This window comes from Aulosira sp. FACHB-615 (genome assembly GCF_014698045.1).
GTDB lineage: Bacteria > Cyanobacteriota > Cyanobacteriia > Cyanobacteriales > Nostocaceae > Nostoc_B.
Genome location: NZ_JACJSE010000060.1, coordinates 1 through 16,275 on the forward strand (window position 1 = coordinate 1; position 16,275 = coordinate 16,275).

Annotated in this window: 15 protein-coding genes; 10 read left to right on the forward strand and 5 right to left on the reverse strand. The window is 40.8% G+C overall.

The window, feature by feature from the left end; translation table 11 throughout:
• Positions 1–235 precede the first annotated feature (235 nt).
• From H6G77_RS36105 to H6G77_RS36555, 5 genes are all read right to left on the reverse strand, one after another.
• Positions 236–451 carry a transposase family protein gene (locus tag H6G77_RS36105; RefSeq protein WP_242049404.1) on the reverse strand — a complete coding sequence of 72 codons (216 nt, stop codon included), beginning with the start codon at positions 449–451 and terminating at the stop codon, positions 236–238.
• Positions 429–728 (reverse strand): transposase family protein, encoded by a 300-nt coding sequence (locus H6G77_RS36110; RefSeq protein ID WP_313954543.1) that lies wholly within the window; start codon positions 726–728, stop codon positions 429–431. Before H6G77_RS36110 ends, H6G77_RS36105 begins: the two co-directional genes overlap by 23 nt.
• Before the next feature lie 50 nt (positions 729–778).
• Positions 779–1,159, reverse strand: a complete 381-nt coding sequence (locus H6G77_RS36115) for a transposase family protein (protein ID WP_242049405.1) — start codon at positions 1,157–1,159, stop codon at positions 779–781.
• Between the two features lie 102 nt (positions 1,160–1,261).
• On the reverse strand, positions 1,262–1,702 hold the full coding sequence (locus H6G77_RS36550; RefSeq protein ID WP_313954544.1) for a hypothetical protein: 441 nt from the start codon (positions 1,700–1,702) through the stop codon (positions 1,262–1,264).
• Between the two features lie 24 nt (positions 1,703–1,726).
• Entirely contained in the window at positions 1,727–2,161 is a 435-nt protein-coding gene (locus H6G77_RS36555; protein WP_313954545.1) for a hypothetical protein, read from the reverse strand.
• Between the two features lie 203 nt (positions 2,162–2,364).
• Between H6G77_RS36555 and H6G77_RS34195 the strand changes: the two genes are divergently transcribed.
• From H6G77_RS34195 to H6G77_RS34240, 10 genes are all read left to right on the forward strand, one after another.
• Positions 2,365–4,092 carry a ShlB/FhaC/HecB family hemolysin secretion/activation protein gene (locus H6G77_RS34195; protein ID WP_190874001.1) on the forward strand — a complete coding sequence of 576 codons (1,728 nt, stop codon included), beginning with the start codon at positions 2,365–2,367 and terminating at the stop codon, positions 4,090–4,092.
• A 170-nt stretch (positions 4,093–4,262) separates the two neighbouring features.
• Positions 4,263–9,563, forward strand: coding sequence for a filamentous hemagglutinin N-terminal domain-containing protein (locus tag H6G77_RS34200; RefSeq protein WP_190874002.1), 5,301 nt, complete (start codon positions 4,263–4,265; stop codon positions 9,561–9,563).
• 121 nt (positions 9,564–9,684) lie between these two features.
• On the forward strand, positions 9,685–12,396 hold the full coding sequence (locus tag H6G77_RS34205) for a CHAT domain-containing protein (protein WP_190874003.1): 2,712 nt from the start codon (positions 9,685–9,687) through the stop codon (positions 12,394–12,396).
• A gap of 405 nt (positions 12,397–12,801) precedes the next feature.
• Entirely contained in the window at positions 12,802–13,080 is a 279-nt protein-coding gene (locus H6G77_RS34210; protein WP_242049406.1) for a hypothetical protein, read from the forward strand.
• A gap of 179 nt (positions 13,081–13,259) precedes the next feature.
• A complete protein-coding gene (locus H6G77_RS34215) occupies positions 13,260–14,210 on the forward strand; it encodes a hypothetical protein (protein ID WP_190874005.1) in 951 nt (316 codons plus the stop codon).
• A 94-nt stretch (positions 14,211–14,304) separates the two neighbouring features.
• On the forward strand, positions 14,305–14,628 hold the full coding sequence (locus H6G77_RS34220; RefSeq protein ID WP_190874006.1) for a hypothetical protein: 324 nt from the start codon (positions 14,305–14,307) through the stop codon (positions 14,626–14,628).
• Entirely contained in the window at positions 14,621–14,818 is a 198-nt protein-coding gene (locus H6G77_RS34225; RefSeq protein ID WP_190874007.1) for a hypothetical protein, read from the forward strand. Before H6G77_RS34220 ends, H6G77_RS34225 begins: the two co-directional genes overlap by 8 nt.
• 21 nt (positions 14,819–14,839) lie before the next feature.
• On the forward strand, positions 14,840–15,037 hold the full coding sequence (locus H6G77_RS34230; protein ID WP_190874008.1) for a hypothetical protein: 198 nt from the start codon (positions 14,840–14,842) through the stop codon (positions 15,035–15,037).
• Positions 15,038–15,144: 107 nt separating this feature from the next.
• Entirely contained in the window at positions 15,145–15,717 is a 573-nt protein-coding gene (locus tag H6G77_RS34235; RefSeq protein ID WP_396020702.1) for a hypothetical protein, read from the forward strand.
• A 52-nt stretch (positions 15,718–15,769) separates the two neighbouring features.
• Entirely contained in the window at positions 15,770–16,135 is a 366-nt protein-coding gene (locus tag H6G77_RS34240) for a four helix bundle protein (protein WP_190874009.1), read from the forward strand.
• Positions 16,136–16,275: the final 140 nt, after the last annotated feature.

The window sequence follows — 16,275 nt, forward strand, 5'->3', positions numbered from 1 at the left end:
TGATAAGATATCGGGCATGGGCTTGTTGTGGCTTTTGAGTTGTCGTTTGGGAAGACAATAACTCTACTACATCAGCCCTCTCTCTTCATCCTCTTATTTTGGCGAAGGTATTGGTGACTAGCTCATAATATCCAAGCGCAAGGCTCTCTAACTAGCTAGTCTATAGGATAAAATAAGGCTTTGAGATATTTCTTGATAATAACGAGGCAAAAAGATGTAGTTATATACGTTGATTTTAGTCTGATGAAAAAGGAGCTATTGTTGTTGGCAATATTAACGCTCCAATTCGCAATCTGACTAGTCCACAAATTGTCAAAATTACTTGTTCATACTTTTGAGGATTTAATCTAAATCTATCTTGAACAACTCGAAATATTTTGACGGAACGGATTCGGTGTTCAACAAATACTCGTTTGGATGAAAACTCCTTATTTTCTTTTTTTTTGCTCAATTGTTAACTTGCCATTTCTCGGTGTTTTAATTGGGGTGTCAATTAAATCTTCTCCTAGATATCCTAAATCTCCCTTAAATTTCTGTTTTGGGTCAAAGTTATCACGGTTTTCTCGGAATAAAGTTATATCACTTTTTGGCCCCGGTTCTCCTGCCACAACATCAACAATATCTCTAGCATTAGGCAAGATAATTATCTGACTTTTAAATGTATGTTTACTTGCTTTACCTGAGTAATATTCTTCTTGCTCTTTATTATCTCTAGGTCTTTCTCTCACTTGCTCATAGCTATCTACAATTAATTCATAATCTGTGAGTATTTCTTTAACTACTTGATAGTCAGATTCTTTTTTTTTACTTGTTCAATTAAACTGGATGGCAACAATTCTCTCAAGAGTGGCAACCAATAGTTAAATGTATCATTTGCTGTAGACTCGCTGACTCCAAACTGGATACCCAAAAGTTGAAAGGTTGTCATATGCCTGAGATATACTAAGGTTAAAATTATTTGTTTTTTGATAGATAGTTTTGGTTTACGACCTCCACCACCAGTAATAATTCTAACTTTCTTGGATTCTAACAACGCTTGTTTCTCATGGTGTAACTGCTCCGCATTTTGGATTAATTTTTGTAACTGTTCATACTCTATACCAATTAACCGCTTTGTTTCTTTCGGATTCTCCTCAATGTGATTCAGTATGTCACTCATATTTTAGTGTTAAAAAACTTCTCATAATGTTCTTTTACCACAAAATATACTATTTTGGAGATGTCTATTTTGTAATATATCTAACATTTAGAATTATTTGGTTTAATTTTGGGATTCCGACTCTAGAACGTCCAACAGCCTTTCCTCCACAGCTGTCAAATAAGGTCGCTTCAACTCCCCCAGAAACTTCAACACAGCTTTTGCAGCTTCCTCCAGATTCTCACCCTCCCGCAACCGCGTGATGCGATCGCATATCTCCCGCATCTGCTGGCATTCCTGGGGCAGGTAATCGAATGACTTGAGATGCTGCACCCCTACCGTAAGTTCACCATCCCAAGTTTTTACAGTGCAACTGAATTCGCCAACATGAGTCACAAGACCCCAACAGCCGCCCTTGCCCCGCAAATCAGGATTATCCTTGACTAAAATTTGGCAGACTTCACCAATTTGGTAACTGTTGGGTATTTTGGTACTCTCCATTATTCTTTGCACGACATTTTTAACAATGCGTCCTGACGGCACTTTGCCCTTGGCTTCTTGCACTGCCGTCTGCCACGCTTCTTGCTGTTATTGGGGTTCAAGCTTTGCGAGAGGGCGCACTTGTACTTCTGACGTGGGCAAAATTTGGGAACTAATAGTTCCCATTTCTTCTGCTTTCTCATTTTGGGAACTATTAGTTCCCATTTTTATATTGTCAACTATCACTGAACCAGCTATTAAATAGTTCACATGGCGGTAAGTATAGCTAAACCTATCCTTACAGTATTCCTCAAAAGTTCGATGAGTGGATCTGTACAGTCTGCGATCGCGTAACTCCGCCAGTGCCTTGCCAGCCTCAAAGAAAGCTCTTTCAACTTTGCGTTCGAGATGCAGGAGATCGCGTTGTTCATCCTCGGTTAGTTCTGGGACTTCAACGGAGGGAACGTCGATGGTTACTGAAGCTGGGTCTTCTGAGGATTCGGCAGAGGTAGATTTTTTGCGCTTTGATGGTGGGGGGTTCATGCTTCCATCTCTTTAGAATTTAGTGGTATTTGCTCAGAGTCAATCGCAGACATCAGCAGCAACTACCCCTCCGCACTCTGCACTAATCTCGGTCAAGCAATATATTTTGTAACAACATTTGGATACTTTCAAAAAAGGTACTTAGGAATCAACTATCGTAAAAAAAGTGAAACTTCAAGTGTCGTGAGTAAGAGATTTAGTAAATGCGGGATGGCTTAATTTTACTCCTACTGAGTATTAATTTATTCGGGATAGGCGCAAAAGTGGCAGCGCACACAACATCAGAAATAGTTATAGACGGACGATTAGCCCAAGTTCCTAACCCAATTATCCCCAGACAACCGGAACAACCATCTCCTCAGCCTCCATCCCCAAGCCCTGAAATTCCCCTCCAATTACCGCCATCGTTCACGCCAACTCCATCAATCTCTCCAGATATTCCCGGAACAATCATCGTCAAGGAATTTATATTTGAAGGTAATACTGCTTTTAGTGACTCACAATTAGCCGAAGTCACTAAGGATTTTAGAGATAAACCAATATCTTTCGCTCAACTGCTTCAAGCAGAAGCTCTAATCAACAAAAAATATACAGATGCAGGTTATATCAATTCGGGAGCAGTAATTCCTGAAAATCAAGACTTGTCCCCAGAAGCCGCGTTGGTGAAGATTCAGATTATTGAAGGGAGTCTGGAAGATATTGTTGTTACAGGAACAGGGCGTTTACAACCTGAATATATCCGCAGTCGGTTAGCGATCGCTACTCAACGTCCTTTAAATCAAAAAAAACTCCTCGAAGCTCTACAACTCTTACAACTCAACCCCCTAATTAAACGCATTTCCGCAGAATTATCGGCGGGTGCGCGTCCAGAGTTAAGTTTGCTCAAAGTCACGGTTCAAGAAGCGGATTCTTTCGACATTAAAGCCATAATTAATAATGGCCGTGTCCCTTCCATTGGGAGTTTTGAACGAGGTGTACAGATTCAGGAAAGAAACTTACTCGGTTTTGGGGATGGACTGGAGTTAACTTATAGAAATACTGATGGTAGCAATGCGGTGGATATTGGCTACACTATTCCCTTTAATCCCCGCAATGGCACAATTAAACTAGGGGGAGGATTTAGTCAAACTACGGTAATTGAACCACCTTTTGATGTTTTAGATATTACAGGTGACTTTAACTATTATGAACTGAGTGTACGTCAACCTGTCTTGGAATCTCCTACCCAAGAATTAGCATTAGGTTTAACCCTGTCTCTACAACGGAGTCAAACAAGGTTGCTGGGAGAAAACTTCCCTTTATCTTTGGGCGCAACCGATAACGGCGAAACAAACGTCACAGTGCTGCGATTTTTTCAAGACTGGACGCAACGCAATAATCGAGAATTATTTGCTGTGCGATCGCAATTTAGTCTGGGTATCGGGGCTTTAGGTGCAACCCTAAATGCAGAACCACCAGATGGGCGTTTTTTCTCTTGGCGGGGACAAGGACAATATGTGCGTTTACTAGCACCCAATACTCTGTGGGTAGTTCGCTCTGATTTGCAGTTTGCTTCTAGAGCCACCTTTCCTATAGAACAGTTTGCGTTAGGTGGGTTAGATAGCGTGCGGGGATATCGCCAAAATTTCTTGCTGACTGATAATGCTATTTTTGCCTCTACGGAAGTACGTTTACCAGTTTGGCGAATTCCTGAAGTACAGGGATTGTTACAGGTAGCGCCGTTTATTGATTTTGGTACGGGTTGGAATAGCTCTAATTTTGTTAATCCTGAGCCGAATACTTTGGTGGGGGCTGGTTTTGGTTTAGTGTGGACAATGGGCGATCGCTTGAATGCACGTTTCGATTGGGGGATTCCTTTGGTAGCCGTGGATGTTAACAGGCGAACATTGAATGAGAATGGTTTGTATTTTAGCCTCGATTATAATTTTTAAACGCAGAGGGGCGCTGAGGTTTACGCGGAGGGGCGCTGAGTTGTTGATTGAGGTAAGTGTGAAGTTTTTGCCTAAAATAATAAAACAGCCGTAATAATACTGATATACTTCTAGAATCGCTTGCATCTGCATTAAAGCGCAATAGGTAGTATCAGAAAATAATGGTGGTTATGGCTGATAAATTCCCGTTTTTTGTAGTAGCTCCTTTAGTTGCTTTGGGTAGTTTTTTTTGTGATGCTGCTACAGCCCAAATCACTCCCGATAGCACATTAGGGAACGAAAATTCCACCATCAGACAAGAAACAATTCAAGGAATTAACAGCGATTTGATTACCGGGGGCGCAACGAGAGGCGCGAACCTATTCCACAGCTTTTCAGAGTTCAATATTCCAGCCGGGAGAGGTGCTTATTTTGCCAATCCTCCAGCAATTCAGAACATCCTCACCCGCGTCACAGGGGGAAACCCTTCTAACATTTTAGGAACATTGGGGGTTTTAGGTAATGCCAACTTATTCTTGATTAATCCTAACGGGATTTCTTTTGGTTCTACTGCCCGATTAGATATTAAAGGTTCGTTTGTCGCCGCTACAGCAGATAGTTTAACATTTGGCAATAACTTGGAGTTTAGCGCCACAAATCCCCAAGCGCCGCCATTGTTAAATGTGAATATTCCCATTGGCTTGAGATTTCGGGAGAATACGGGAGATATTCACAATACTGGTAATTTAACAGTCGGCAAAGATTTAACCCTCCAAGCACAGAATCTCAACTTATCAGGAATAATCCAGGCGGGAGGAAACTTAACTCTCCAAGCCCAAGATACCGTGACAGTAAGGGATAGTGTAGAACAACCCTTCATTGCGGCGGCGGGAAATCAGTTATTAATTCAAGGAAATGAGTCTGTAGATATCTTCGCATTAAATCATGTTAACAGTGGTTTGTTCTCTAGTGGAGATTTGGTGTTGCGATCGGCTAACACCGTAGGCGGAGATGCACATTACTGGGGTGGTGGTAATTTTCGGATTGAGCAATTAGATGGGAGTTTAGGAAATTTATCTAGTCCGCACGATCCTATAATTCGGACAACTGGAGATGTCTTTATTGGTGCTTATCAGGGTGCGTCATTACACATAATTGCCGGGGGAAGTGTAACCATACCAGGATTTATTCTGATCACAGGTGCAGATCCACAATTTGGGTTAGTGGAAAATATCACTTTATCTAATGGACAACAAATCACTATTGATGGGAGAAATAATCCTACAGTAGATATCCGTGCAGGTGTAAATCCAGAATTTATTGGTGTCCCTTTTTTTCAGGGAAGCGGTAATGATTTATTCTTCTCTCCAACTCCTCCGCCTACACCTCCAACCAGCGCATATATTAATGTTGGCACAATTGTATTTAGTAGAAATCCCTTCGACAGCACTCAAAAGATAACCGGAGATGTTTTATTAACCAATCAATATCAACCCAATCCTAATTTATCATCTTCTCAGAATGATATAATCATTACTCCTTCTAATCTCAGTTTTGGCTTTATTCCGAATTTTGAGTCAACAGCTATAGACACTTCTTCTTTTAGTTCTGGTGGTAAAGTAATCATTGATTCAAAATCAGGAATAGGTGTTGTCGGAGGTATTAATTCTTTTGCCTTTGAACAAGATGGCAAAGGTGGGGATATTATATTTAACAGTGTTGGTGATACTTTTATAATAAATGCACGCATTGATGTTGCAAGTAGCCACGGTGGCAGTATCAATATAAAAGCTAATAATTTAACCCTCAATAATAGTTCTTTATTAGCTGGAATTAGATCAGAATTAGGTGTTGAGAATGCACAAGCAGGGGATATCAAAATTACAGTGCATGGGAATGCCACCCTAACATCAGATAGCAGTATTCAAAGCAATGTGGAATCAGGTGGACAAGGAAATGCAGGGAATATTAATTTTACGGCTGATGATTCACTCTCATTACTTGATGGAAGTTTCATTTCAACCATTGTTCGTCGTTCTACTGAACTAAGCAACGGTACTATTATCCCCGCAGGAGAAGGCAATAGCGGAAACATAACTATCAAAGCCAGTGATATAAATTTGTCCAATGTTTCTGAGGAAGGAGGTTTTCGTCCAGGAATTTTCACCTTTGTGGATCAAGGTGCAAGAGGGATAGCAGGGAATATTCAGTTGGAAGCGACTAATAACTTGACTCTGAGTAATTCGGCTTTAGTCCGTAGCACATTGGATTTCAACGCCGTTGGTAGAGCAGGTAATATCGAGATTAATGCAGGTTCACTTTCTTTTGAGAATAACGCCCTAGTGATATCTAGTACATTTGGACAAGGAGAGCCAAATACTGATTTGACGGGGAATGCTGGTAACATCAGCATCAAAGTTCAGGGGAATGCCACCCTAGTATCGGATAGTGGTATTCAAAGCAATGTGGAATCAGGTGGAAAAGGTAACGCTGGTAATATTGATTTTAGGGCTGATTCACTCTCATTACTTGATGGAAGCTTCATTTCAACCATTGTTCGTCGTTCTACTGAACCAAGCAACGGTACGATTATCCCGGCAGGAGAAGGTAATGGCGGAAACATAACGATCAAAGCCAATGATATAAATTTGTCCGGTGTTTCTGAGCAAGGAGGTTTTAGTTCGGGAATTTTCACCTTCGTTGATCAAGGTGCAAGAGGGATAGCAGGGAATATTCAGTTAGAAGCGACTAATAACTTGACTTTGAGTAATTCAGCTGTAGTCCGTAGCACATTGGATTTGAATGCCGTTGGTAGAGGCGGTAATATCGAGATTAATGCAGGTTCACTTTCTTTTGAAAATAACGCCCTAGTGATATCTAGTACATTTGGACAAGGAGAGCCAAATACTGATTTCACTGGAAATGCTGGTAACATCACGATTAATGTACAAGGAAATGCAACTTTAGTTAGTAGTGGTATTCAGAGCGACGTAGATAGAGGAGGAAAAGGTAACGCAGGTAATATTAATTTTACGGCTGATTCTATTTTTTTTAGGGATTTTAGTGCAATTACTAGTGTTGTGAGAGGATCCATAACATCTAATGGCACAGTTGTTACACCCGGTGAAGGAAATGGGGGAAATATTACAATTAAAGCTCGTGATATAACTTTGTTTGGTCTTTCTGAAGGACGACAGGGCTTTCGCAATGGTATTTCATCTAGTGTTGGTGCAGATGCAAGGGGAATAGGCGGAAATATAAAAATTGAAGTAGACAATCGTCTCACACTCAGTAATTTTATTTTGATTGATAGTATTTTAGAAAATGATGCTACTGGACGAGCAGGTAATATTGAAATTCAAGCAGGTTTGCTCTATTTAAATAATAATTCTGTAATATCGACAATTAGTCTGGGGAAAGGAGAAACAAATAGCAATGAATTAACAGGAAATGCAGGTAATATAACAATTAATGTGCAAGGAAATGCAACTTTCATTAGTAGTGGTATCGAGACTAATATTGGAGCAGGAGGTATAGGAACCGCTGGAAATATTGATTTTAAAGCAGATTCTATTTCTTTACTAGATGGTGGTTCAATTAGGAGCGTGGTATTGGGAGAACTTCTATTAGCTAATGGTACGATTGTTGCTCCCGGACAAGGAAATGGAGGCAGTATAAGAATCAAAGCGAATGAAATTAATATTGACGGGTTTTCCTCTCAAAACCTTTCACAAATTAATGCTTCTGTAGGAATAGGTACAACAGGACAAGCTGGAAGTATTGATATTGAAAGTAAGACTTTAAATGTTAAAAATGGAGCTTTTATTAGCGCAATAACGGAAGGAGAAGGAGATGCAGGTAATATTGACATCACTGCTAACAATCAAATATTCATTTCAGGAATTTTTGCTGAGGTTTTAAATATGGGTATAGGTGGAATATCAACAATTACAACCAATACTGGAGAAGCGGGTGATATTACCATAAATACGCCCATATTTAATATCTCAAATGGTGCTGGAGTTGAAGCCTTTACGCAAGGAGTAGGTAACGCTGGCAGTATTACTATTAACGCACCTCAAATAGTTGATATTGGTCAAGGTAGTAGAATAGTCGTGGAAACTTCTGGTGCAGGAAACCCTGGAGATATTAATATTAGGACAAATACTTTGAATATTGGCAAAGATGCTGAACTGAGTGCTACCGCTAGAGCAACCGCTACTAATCGTCAAGGCGGTAATATCAATCTCAACACATCCAACCTGAATATATCAGGAAGGCTTGGCATTTTTGCAGAAACTCAAGGGATATCACCCGCAGGTAATCTTACCCTAAATCCCAACAGCATTAATCCCAACCTGAATATCAACTTTACCGACAACGGTTTTATCTCTGCATCCACAACAGCAGCAGGAAACGGCGGAAATATTAACATCAGCGCCCCTGAAATCATTGATATTCAGGGAGAGGGTAGAATCATCGTTGAAACTTCAGGTAGTGGCAATGCAGGAAGGATTGATATTACCGCCCAAACCTTAAATTTAGCCAATGGTGTAGAAATCTCCGCTTCAACCAACGGAACAGGTGATGCGGGAGATATTTTGTTGACTATACAAGACAATCTGAATTTAACCAATAGCGCGATCGCCTCCAGTACCACGCCCAACTCTACAGGCGACGGTGGTAACATTATTATCGACCCCGACCAAGTTAACCTTAACAACCGCGCCCAAATCAGTGTCAACAGCCAAGGACAGGGAGACGCAGGTAGCATCTTCTTAACCGCAAATAACCTTACCCTCAACAACAATTCCACAATCTCCGCCGCTACAGCCAGTGGTGAAGGCGGTAACATCAACCTCAATATTGCCAATCTCTTGCGCCTGCGGAATAATAGCCCCATCACCGCCACCGCCAACGGCACAGGCAATGGTGGTAACATCAACATCAACACAACTTTCTTAGTTGCCAATCAAGATAGTGACATCACCGCCAATGCCTTTGCAGGTAGGGGAGGTAATATTAATATCACCACTCAAGCACTATTCTTTTCGCCTGATAGTCAAATTACCGCCAGTTCTGAACTTGGTGTTGAGGGAGTTGTAGCCATTAATACCCCTGAAATTGATCCCAGTCAAGGTTTACTCAACTTACCAGAAACCGTTGTTGATCCCAGAACTCTCATCAACCAAAATGCTTGTCAGCGAGGACGACAAAGCGAGTTTACCATCACCGGAAGGGGAGGATTGCCTTCCAGTCCTGAACAATTCCCAAATAGCGATGAAGTGGAAGTTGGTTTAGTCACCCCAAGCGAAGAATCTGTAACCCGTGTGACTTCTCCGTTACCAACTGCTGTGACTTCTGAAAAAATTGTGCCAGCCCAGGGATGGGTACGTAACGAAAAAGGTAGGATTATTCTGGTTGGCTATGATCCTAGTAATGCAAACATTCAGCGTCAAAAAACGAATTTAACTGCTTGTCAACCGCGATAAAGTTGTAATTGGAGCGATCGCACAAATTATAGTCATAGCCGGACAAGATCGCATCATTCTGATTTCAGATATGCTAAACACATAAACTGGGAATTTTCTAATTAAATTTGACAAAAAAGTGATGGGAAAATTTAAAAAAAGGCATCAGAGAAGATGGTTCTGGCAATCTTTTCGTAAAACGTTGATTTTAGCAGTTTTTGTCTGTGTTCTCTCCATAGCAGTTCCCTCTATTGTTGCTCAAATTTTTCCATCAAGAGCGATCGCTCAATCTCCCCAAAATCCCTTAGACCTAATTAAACAAGCTAATCGACTTTATCAATCAGGAAACTTTACCGCAGCAGTTCAAATTTGGCAACAGGCGGCGATCGCTTTTGCATCGCAAAAAAATTACCTCAATCAAGCAATGGCTTTGAGTAATCTTTCCCTCACCTATCAGCAACTAGGTAAGTGGAATGAGGCCAAAACAGCCATCATTCAAAGTTTACAACTATTGAAAACTCTGGAAACAACTACTGCACAACAACGCATATATGCCCAAACTCTGGATATTCAAGGACAGTTAGAACAAAAAATTGGACAATCCCAAGCAGCTTTAGAAACTTGGCAAGAATCCGCTAAAATCTATGTAGTACTCAGTGATCAACCTAGTGCAGCAATTAGCGAAATTAACCAAGCACAGGCATTACAAGATTTGGGTTTGTATCCTAGAGCCTGTCAGACTTTACTTCAAGCTTTAGGTTTTAATGTTCAAAGATGTGAACTCTCAACCGCACAGATAAATTCCCTCAAACAAAAACTCCTAGAAAATAAACCAGATAAACTCCAGGAAGCCCAAGGGCGAGGATTGCGGAGTTTGGGTAATGTGTTGCGAGTCGTGGGTAAACTGGAACAGTCTGAGGAAGTGTTAAAAGCCAGCCTAGAAGTTGCTCAAAAATGGAAGTCACCCCAAGATATCAGTAAAGTCTGGCTGAATTTGGGTAACACAAACCGCGCTTTGGCGAAAAGAGAAGCAACCTTTAAAGATAATAAAAAGGCAAATATTTACAAACAAGAAGCTTTAGTCGCTTATCAACAAGTCACGATCATTGAAGGTGGGGCGCAGCCCATCGCTACTTCATCTCTCGTCAAAATTCAAGCTCTACTCAATCAAAGAGATTTATTCATTGAGCAACAAAAATGGGCAGCCGCAGATGAATTATTATCTCCCATACGGGAATCCTTGGCGAATTTATCTCCTAGTCGTACAGCTATCTACGCAAAAATCAACTTTGCAAGAAGTTTAGCTCAAAAGCCAAGCAATGTTTCCGAAGCTATGACTTTGTTGGAAAATGCGATTACCCAGGCAAAATCCTTAGAAGATTGGCGATCGCTTTCTTATGCTCTTGGTAATCTGGGAAAACTGTATGGAAAAATTAACCAAGAAGATAAAGCTAAAATCTATACTCAGCAAGCTTTACAAGCCACTAAACAAATTCGTTCAGCCGATGATTTAGCTTATCAATGGCAGTGGCAGTTAGGCAAGTTGCTCAGAGGAGAGGATAAAGAAGATGCGATCGCTGCTTATGCTAATGCAGTCAAATCCTTGAAAAATCTCCGAGGAGATTTAGTTAGTCTCAATTCCGATGTTCAATTTGACTTTCGAGAGCAAGTCGAACCAGTTTATCGGGAATATGTAGATTTACTTCTACAAGCCAGAGAACCCAGCCAAGAAACCTTGAAAATAGCCCGTCAGACAATTGAAGACCTACAGTTAGCCGAGCTAGATAACTTTTTCCAAGAAGCTTGTACTACGGTCAAAAACCAAGAAATAGATAAAGTAGATGTAAATACGGCTGTTATCTACTCAGTCATCTTATCAAATCGATTAGAAATTATTCTTTCCCTTCCTATAGGAACTCAAAGCAATCTACGTTACTACACAATATCAGTTTCTCAACCAGAAATAGAGGCAACTGTCAAGGAACTAAGCGAAAAGCTGAGTGTAGATCGCGGTAACAATCGTGAAAAACGCCGTTTACAAGAACTTTCTAAAAAAGTATATAGCTGGTTAATTGCCCCTCTAGAAAAAGACCTTGCTGCCCTTCCCATCAAAAACTTAACTTTTGTCCTAGATGGAGTACTACAAAATATTCCAATGGCGGCTCTTTATGACGGTAAGCAATATCTAATCGAAAAAAATTATAGTATTTCTTTAACTCCCGGTCTCCAGCTACTAGATCCTAAACCAATAAAACTGGATAACTTGAATCTCTTGGCGGCCGGTCTGAGTCAATCTGTGCAGGATTTTGATCCACTTCCTGGAGTTGAGGAAGAATTCAAGGGTATCCGTCAGCAGATTTCGGCAAAAATATTACTGAATGAGATGTTTACTAAATCGAAATTCACACAAACAATTAATTCGCTGCCTTTTTCAACTATTCATGTTGCAACTCACGGGGAATTTAGTTCCCGTTCCGAAAACACTTTCATACTTGCTTATGACGATAAAATCAAGGCCAAAGAGTTAGATGAATTTTTTCGGACGGATACAGGGCTGCGGCCAATTGAGTTATTAGTTCTGAGTGCTTGTAATACGGCTAAAGGCGATACACGCGCTGCTTTAGGACTAGCAGGAGTCGCAATCAGGGCTGGGGCGCGAAGTACTGTAGCTTCTTTATGGTTGGCTTCGGATGATTCCACTCCCTTGTTCATGATCCGATTTTATGAAGAATTACGCAACCGAGCAACGAAAGCAGAGGCTCTGCGTCAAGCACAACTGGCAATTCTGCGCGATGAACAATTCTCTCATCCCTATTACTGGGCGGCTTTTGTCTTGATTGGGAATTGGTTATAATTTAGTCCTAAAAAATCAGATAATTCCTCACTCTGCGATTGATGATGAGTTCAGCACTGACATAGATTGCTACCTGCCGCGCCAACAATTGTTTCGCCTCCGCCACCGACCCATCCCGCAGTATAACTAAGCTGGTTAGTTGATACTCGCGGTACAAAAATATCTTGCTATAACGTGATCACTTAGCAATTGGCTTCTTATCCTTAGTCACTAATACAACTCTATGACAAGGGTTACTCTTGCTAACCCTTTCAAAATCTAATAGCTTAGACATTGATTATTACTAATTAGTAAAGCGATCGCGTCGCTATGGAGGCGGGCGATCGCTTCTAGTTTACTGTAGACAATTCAGAGCATAACATTTATTATATGGTGGAGTCAAGCCACTCTTGTCAAGAGCTAATTATGTTGGAGCTAGATGTTATTGCCAGTATTAACTGGAATTCAACTTATGGAGAAAGGCTAAGGGAGATGCGCGGTAAGGTTTCTATGCAAGCATTAGCAGATGAAGTTACCGAAAAGTTTGGCTATCGCGTTACTAAGCAGTATATTCAAATGATGGAAAAACCTTTTGGGGAGAGAGCATCTAAAACTGTTCCTTTTCTACTACTTCGTTATATCTGTGCTGCATTAGGCAGGGATATACAAGAACTATTCGACTCTCCAAAAATTACAAAAAAATGACAAGAGCATCTTGACTTGTGGCAAGACTGTCTTTACTATTAGGTTAGTAGAAATAACAAGGCAGCACATTGAGTTAGCGTTGTAAAACTACTAAAACAAAAGGCAATCACCCACTTCTTGGCCGGAGAGGAGATCGCCCTTTGTCAAAACCTAACCCTTGTAGAGGCAGGAATTATATTATGACGCATCCGACCTATACGCAGCAAGCCCTAGCTAACCGCAAGCTTGGGCAACTAAAAACCATTGCCGTAGAACTCGGCGTAACCCCAACAGGCAACAAGACACAGCGCCAGACTTGGATAAAAGCGATCGCCTCCCACCAATCCGAGCAAATCCAGAAAGTCGTCCAAACTCCGGCAATCGCCCCCGAACTCACAACAGTCGAAATCAACTCCAACCATTTCGAGATTTACGCCGACAAATGGCTAATCGCTTACATCACCTACGACTGGAGTGAATACGTAACGCAACCTTGGGTGGTAATGGTGAATGGCGTTGAGAAATTCCGAGATACGACACAAGCTCGATGCTACCGCTTCATCCAATGGCATCACCAAGAACTCAACCCCCAACCTGACGCAGAAATCCCAGAAGTTCCCATCATTTCAGATATCTGCTTCTACGACCAAGAAGGGTTTGCTCATGGAGAATTGATAGCCAGTATAACCTACAGCTACGAACAGCACCACAATCCCGAATGGCGCGTGATTGTCAATGACTTGGAGATTTTCAGGGACACCACACCAGCACGGTGTCACAGCTATATCAAACAGCAGTATCAAGCTGGCACTCTCCCCGTACAAGAACCATTCGAGGAACCATGCACTGATAACCGAACAATGGCACATATTTTCAACGAGTGCCAAAAGTACGGCTTTGAACCACTGGATGACGGTATTTACAAAGGCGACGTAAAACTGGGCGAAGTCGGTTACACCAACGGGAATTGGTGGGTTATCAAAGGCTGTTCTGGTCAGCAGTATTCTGATTCAGTGTTTGATGCTGTGCGATCGCTGTTGGTGTTAAGCGACTGCGAACAATTGCTAGACCAACCGTTTGAAATGTTAACTGCCCAAGACTGGCAACGGCTACGGGAGTATGAGCCAGTATCAGAATTAGTTGCAGCGTAGGGTACTAGTTTCAAATATCACTATCTACATTCGGGACAGACCTCAGTAATTCTGTCCCACTTCCTCACCAATCACTTCATTCATCAACAAATTTATGCAACCCACCATTAGTATTCCAAACGGCTGGCAATACCCCAGATTCGCATTCGGACAACGGACACAACAAGGAATAGTCATCGGCTTAGAGTACAAACCTGCTGGAACACAATTAGCTTACGAGTACGGTAATTCTTGGCGTTATACCGTACTTCCCGATAAACATTCAGATGAAGTCCGCCATTACTCTGAAGACCAGATTCAAACGCTTTCTGTTGCAGAGATACAACAGCAATTGCAAGCCGAAATTGACGAACATCAACAGCAAATCAAAGCAATTCAAGAGCAACTGGCAGCAATCGGAGGTTCTGAGGATGCCTAAAGTTTTCGATCCTTACATTGAGAGAACTGCTGCTAGATTATTGCGATCGCTGCGTGGTTCTGGTGGTTCTATACCTCTACACCGTGTTCAGTTTTCACAGACTATCATTCAGCATTTGTTGGACAAGAAACAGGCGCAAATCAAGAACACGGGACATGGCTTTTTGTTGGCAGTTGTCGAGAAGTTTTAACTAAACAAGGAAGTAACTCAAATGGATTTACCAGATTTATTGCTATTAGTTGAATCTGCAAAATATCTGATATCTCAAATCGAAAAACATCCTGATTACCAGAAATTGGATTACCAACCGGATTTAACAATTGGGGATGCTCAAACAGCACTTTCGTATTTGAAATACGAAATAGAGGGTAATCAACAGCTTTCTATTAACTTAGAGACTTCATCATAAAAAGACGAACACCTGAACCAGTCTTTTTCAGGTGTTTGTCAATTATTTCAGGTATGCGTGTCACAGAAAAATTATTATTGCACACTCCATAAATGCAGAGGTTAAGGATGAGTAATGAAATCAAACTAGGCTTTTGCAATCCACCAGAACCAGTTTATCTTTATGTCAAAAATGGTGAATCAAACGGTGAATCATATCTTTGGTATCACTTCATCATTGACCAAGATAAAACTATTCCAGTTCAACAACGTGGATTAATAGGTTATCTATCAGAACTGCGAGTGACAGCCAAAGAATTCAAAGGCAAAGACAATCTCAAGTTAGATATTGTTGTTGCGGCGGATGAGGTTTATGTAATCCGAACTGGAATAGACACGAACTTTGCCAAAACATTTTTATTATCAGCATCACTTGTACAAGATTTTTCCAAACCTCTGATTATTGCTGTTACTAGTGGTGAAGAAAATACCGTGTTCTGTCGCTTATATGATGCGGCTACTAAAGTCAGAATCCGCAGAGAATGGAATCCGAATTCTGATTGGGCATCGCTGATCACTGAAATTCAATCTCGGCTTGGAACATCTTCATCTGTTCCCTTAACAACAGAACAACTACATCCCCAAGATATAAACAATTCAAAATTCAAAATTCAAAATTCAAAATTCAAAATGAAAGAGTAGCTTGTCAATTTGATGCAAGAACTAACCACATTATACAGAGGTATACAAATTAATGAGTCAACAAAGAGATATTACAGATAGAACATTTAACTTTGCTGTTAGGATAGTCAATCTATGCAAAGTATTAGATGAAAAACCAGGAGTAGGGCGAGTTTTATCTAAGCAATTAATTAGGTCAGGAACTTCTATTGGTGCGAATGTCGAAGAATCTCAATCTGGGCAAAGTAAGGCTGATTTTGTGCATAAACTAGAAATTGCTCTAAAAGAAGCTAGAGAAACAAGATATTGGTTGAGAATTATCATAGCTGCTGAAATAGTAGAGCAATCAAAATTATCATCATTACTAACTGAAAGTGAAGAACTCATTAAGATAATCGCAGCAATAATAGTGAAAACCAAACAGAACAATTCCAAATAATTTTGAATTTTGAATTTTGAATTGTTTTGTGTTTGGCTTGGGCTGCTGATAAGTTTGAAAACCCTAACGATGCTGAATCTTCGTATCAAAAGCAAGTTCTTGACGCAATCGCAAGTGAGGTTGATGAAGTAGTAGCAATC

Bases quoted from the DNA above. Each gene is read 5' to 3' on its own strand.
- H6G77_RS36115 (WP_242049405.1), bottom strand. From the start codon at position 1,159: ATGAGTGACATACTGAATCACATTGAGGAGAATCCGAAAGAAACAAAG.
- H6G77_RS36555 (WP_313954545.1), bottom strand. From the start codon at position 2,161: ATGAACCCCCCACCATCAAAGCGCAAAAAATCTACCTCTGCCGAATCC.
- H6G77_RS34195 (WP_190874001.1), top strand. From the start codon at position 2,365: ATGCGGGATGGCTTAATTTTACTCCTACTGAGTATTAATTTATTCGGG.
- H6G77_RS34200 (WP_190874002.1), top strand. From the start codon at position 4,263: ATGGCTGATAAATTCCCGTTTTTTGTAGTAGCTCCTTTAGTTGCTTTG.
- H6G77_RS34205 (WP_190874003.1), top strand. From the start codon at position 9,685: ATGGGAAAATTTAAAAAAAGGCATCAGAGAAGATGGTTCTGGCAATCT.
- H6G77_RS34210 (WP_242049406.1), top strand. From the start codon at position 12,802: ATGTTGGAGCTAGATGTTATTGCCAGTATTAACTGGAATTCAACTTAT.
- H6G77_RS34215 (WP_190874005.1), top strand. From the start codon at position 13,260: ATGACGCATCCGACCTATACGCAGCAAGCCCTAGCTAACCGCAAGCTT.
- H6G77_RS34220 (WP_190874006.1), top strand. From the start codon at position 14,305: ATGCAACCCACCATTAGTATTCCAAACGGCTGGCAATACCCCAGATTC.
- H6G77_RS34225 (WP_190874007.1), top strand. From the start codon at position 14,621: ATGCCTAAAGTTTTCGATCCTTACATTGAGAGAACTGCTGCTAGATTA.
- H6G77_RS34230 (WP_190874008.1), top strand. From the start codon at position 14,840: ATGGATTTACCAGATTTATTGCTATTAGTTGAATCTGCAAAATATCTG.
- H6G77_RS34235 (WP_396020702.1), top strand. From the start codon at position 15,145: ATGAGTAATGAAATCAAACTAGGCTTTTGCAATCCACCAGAACCAGTT.
- H6G77_RS34240 (WP_190874009.1), top strand. From the start codon at position 15,770: ATGAGTCAACAAAGAGATATTACAGATAGAACATTTAACTTTGCTGTT.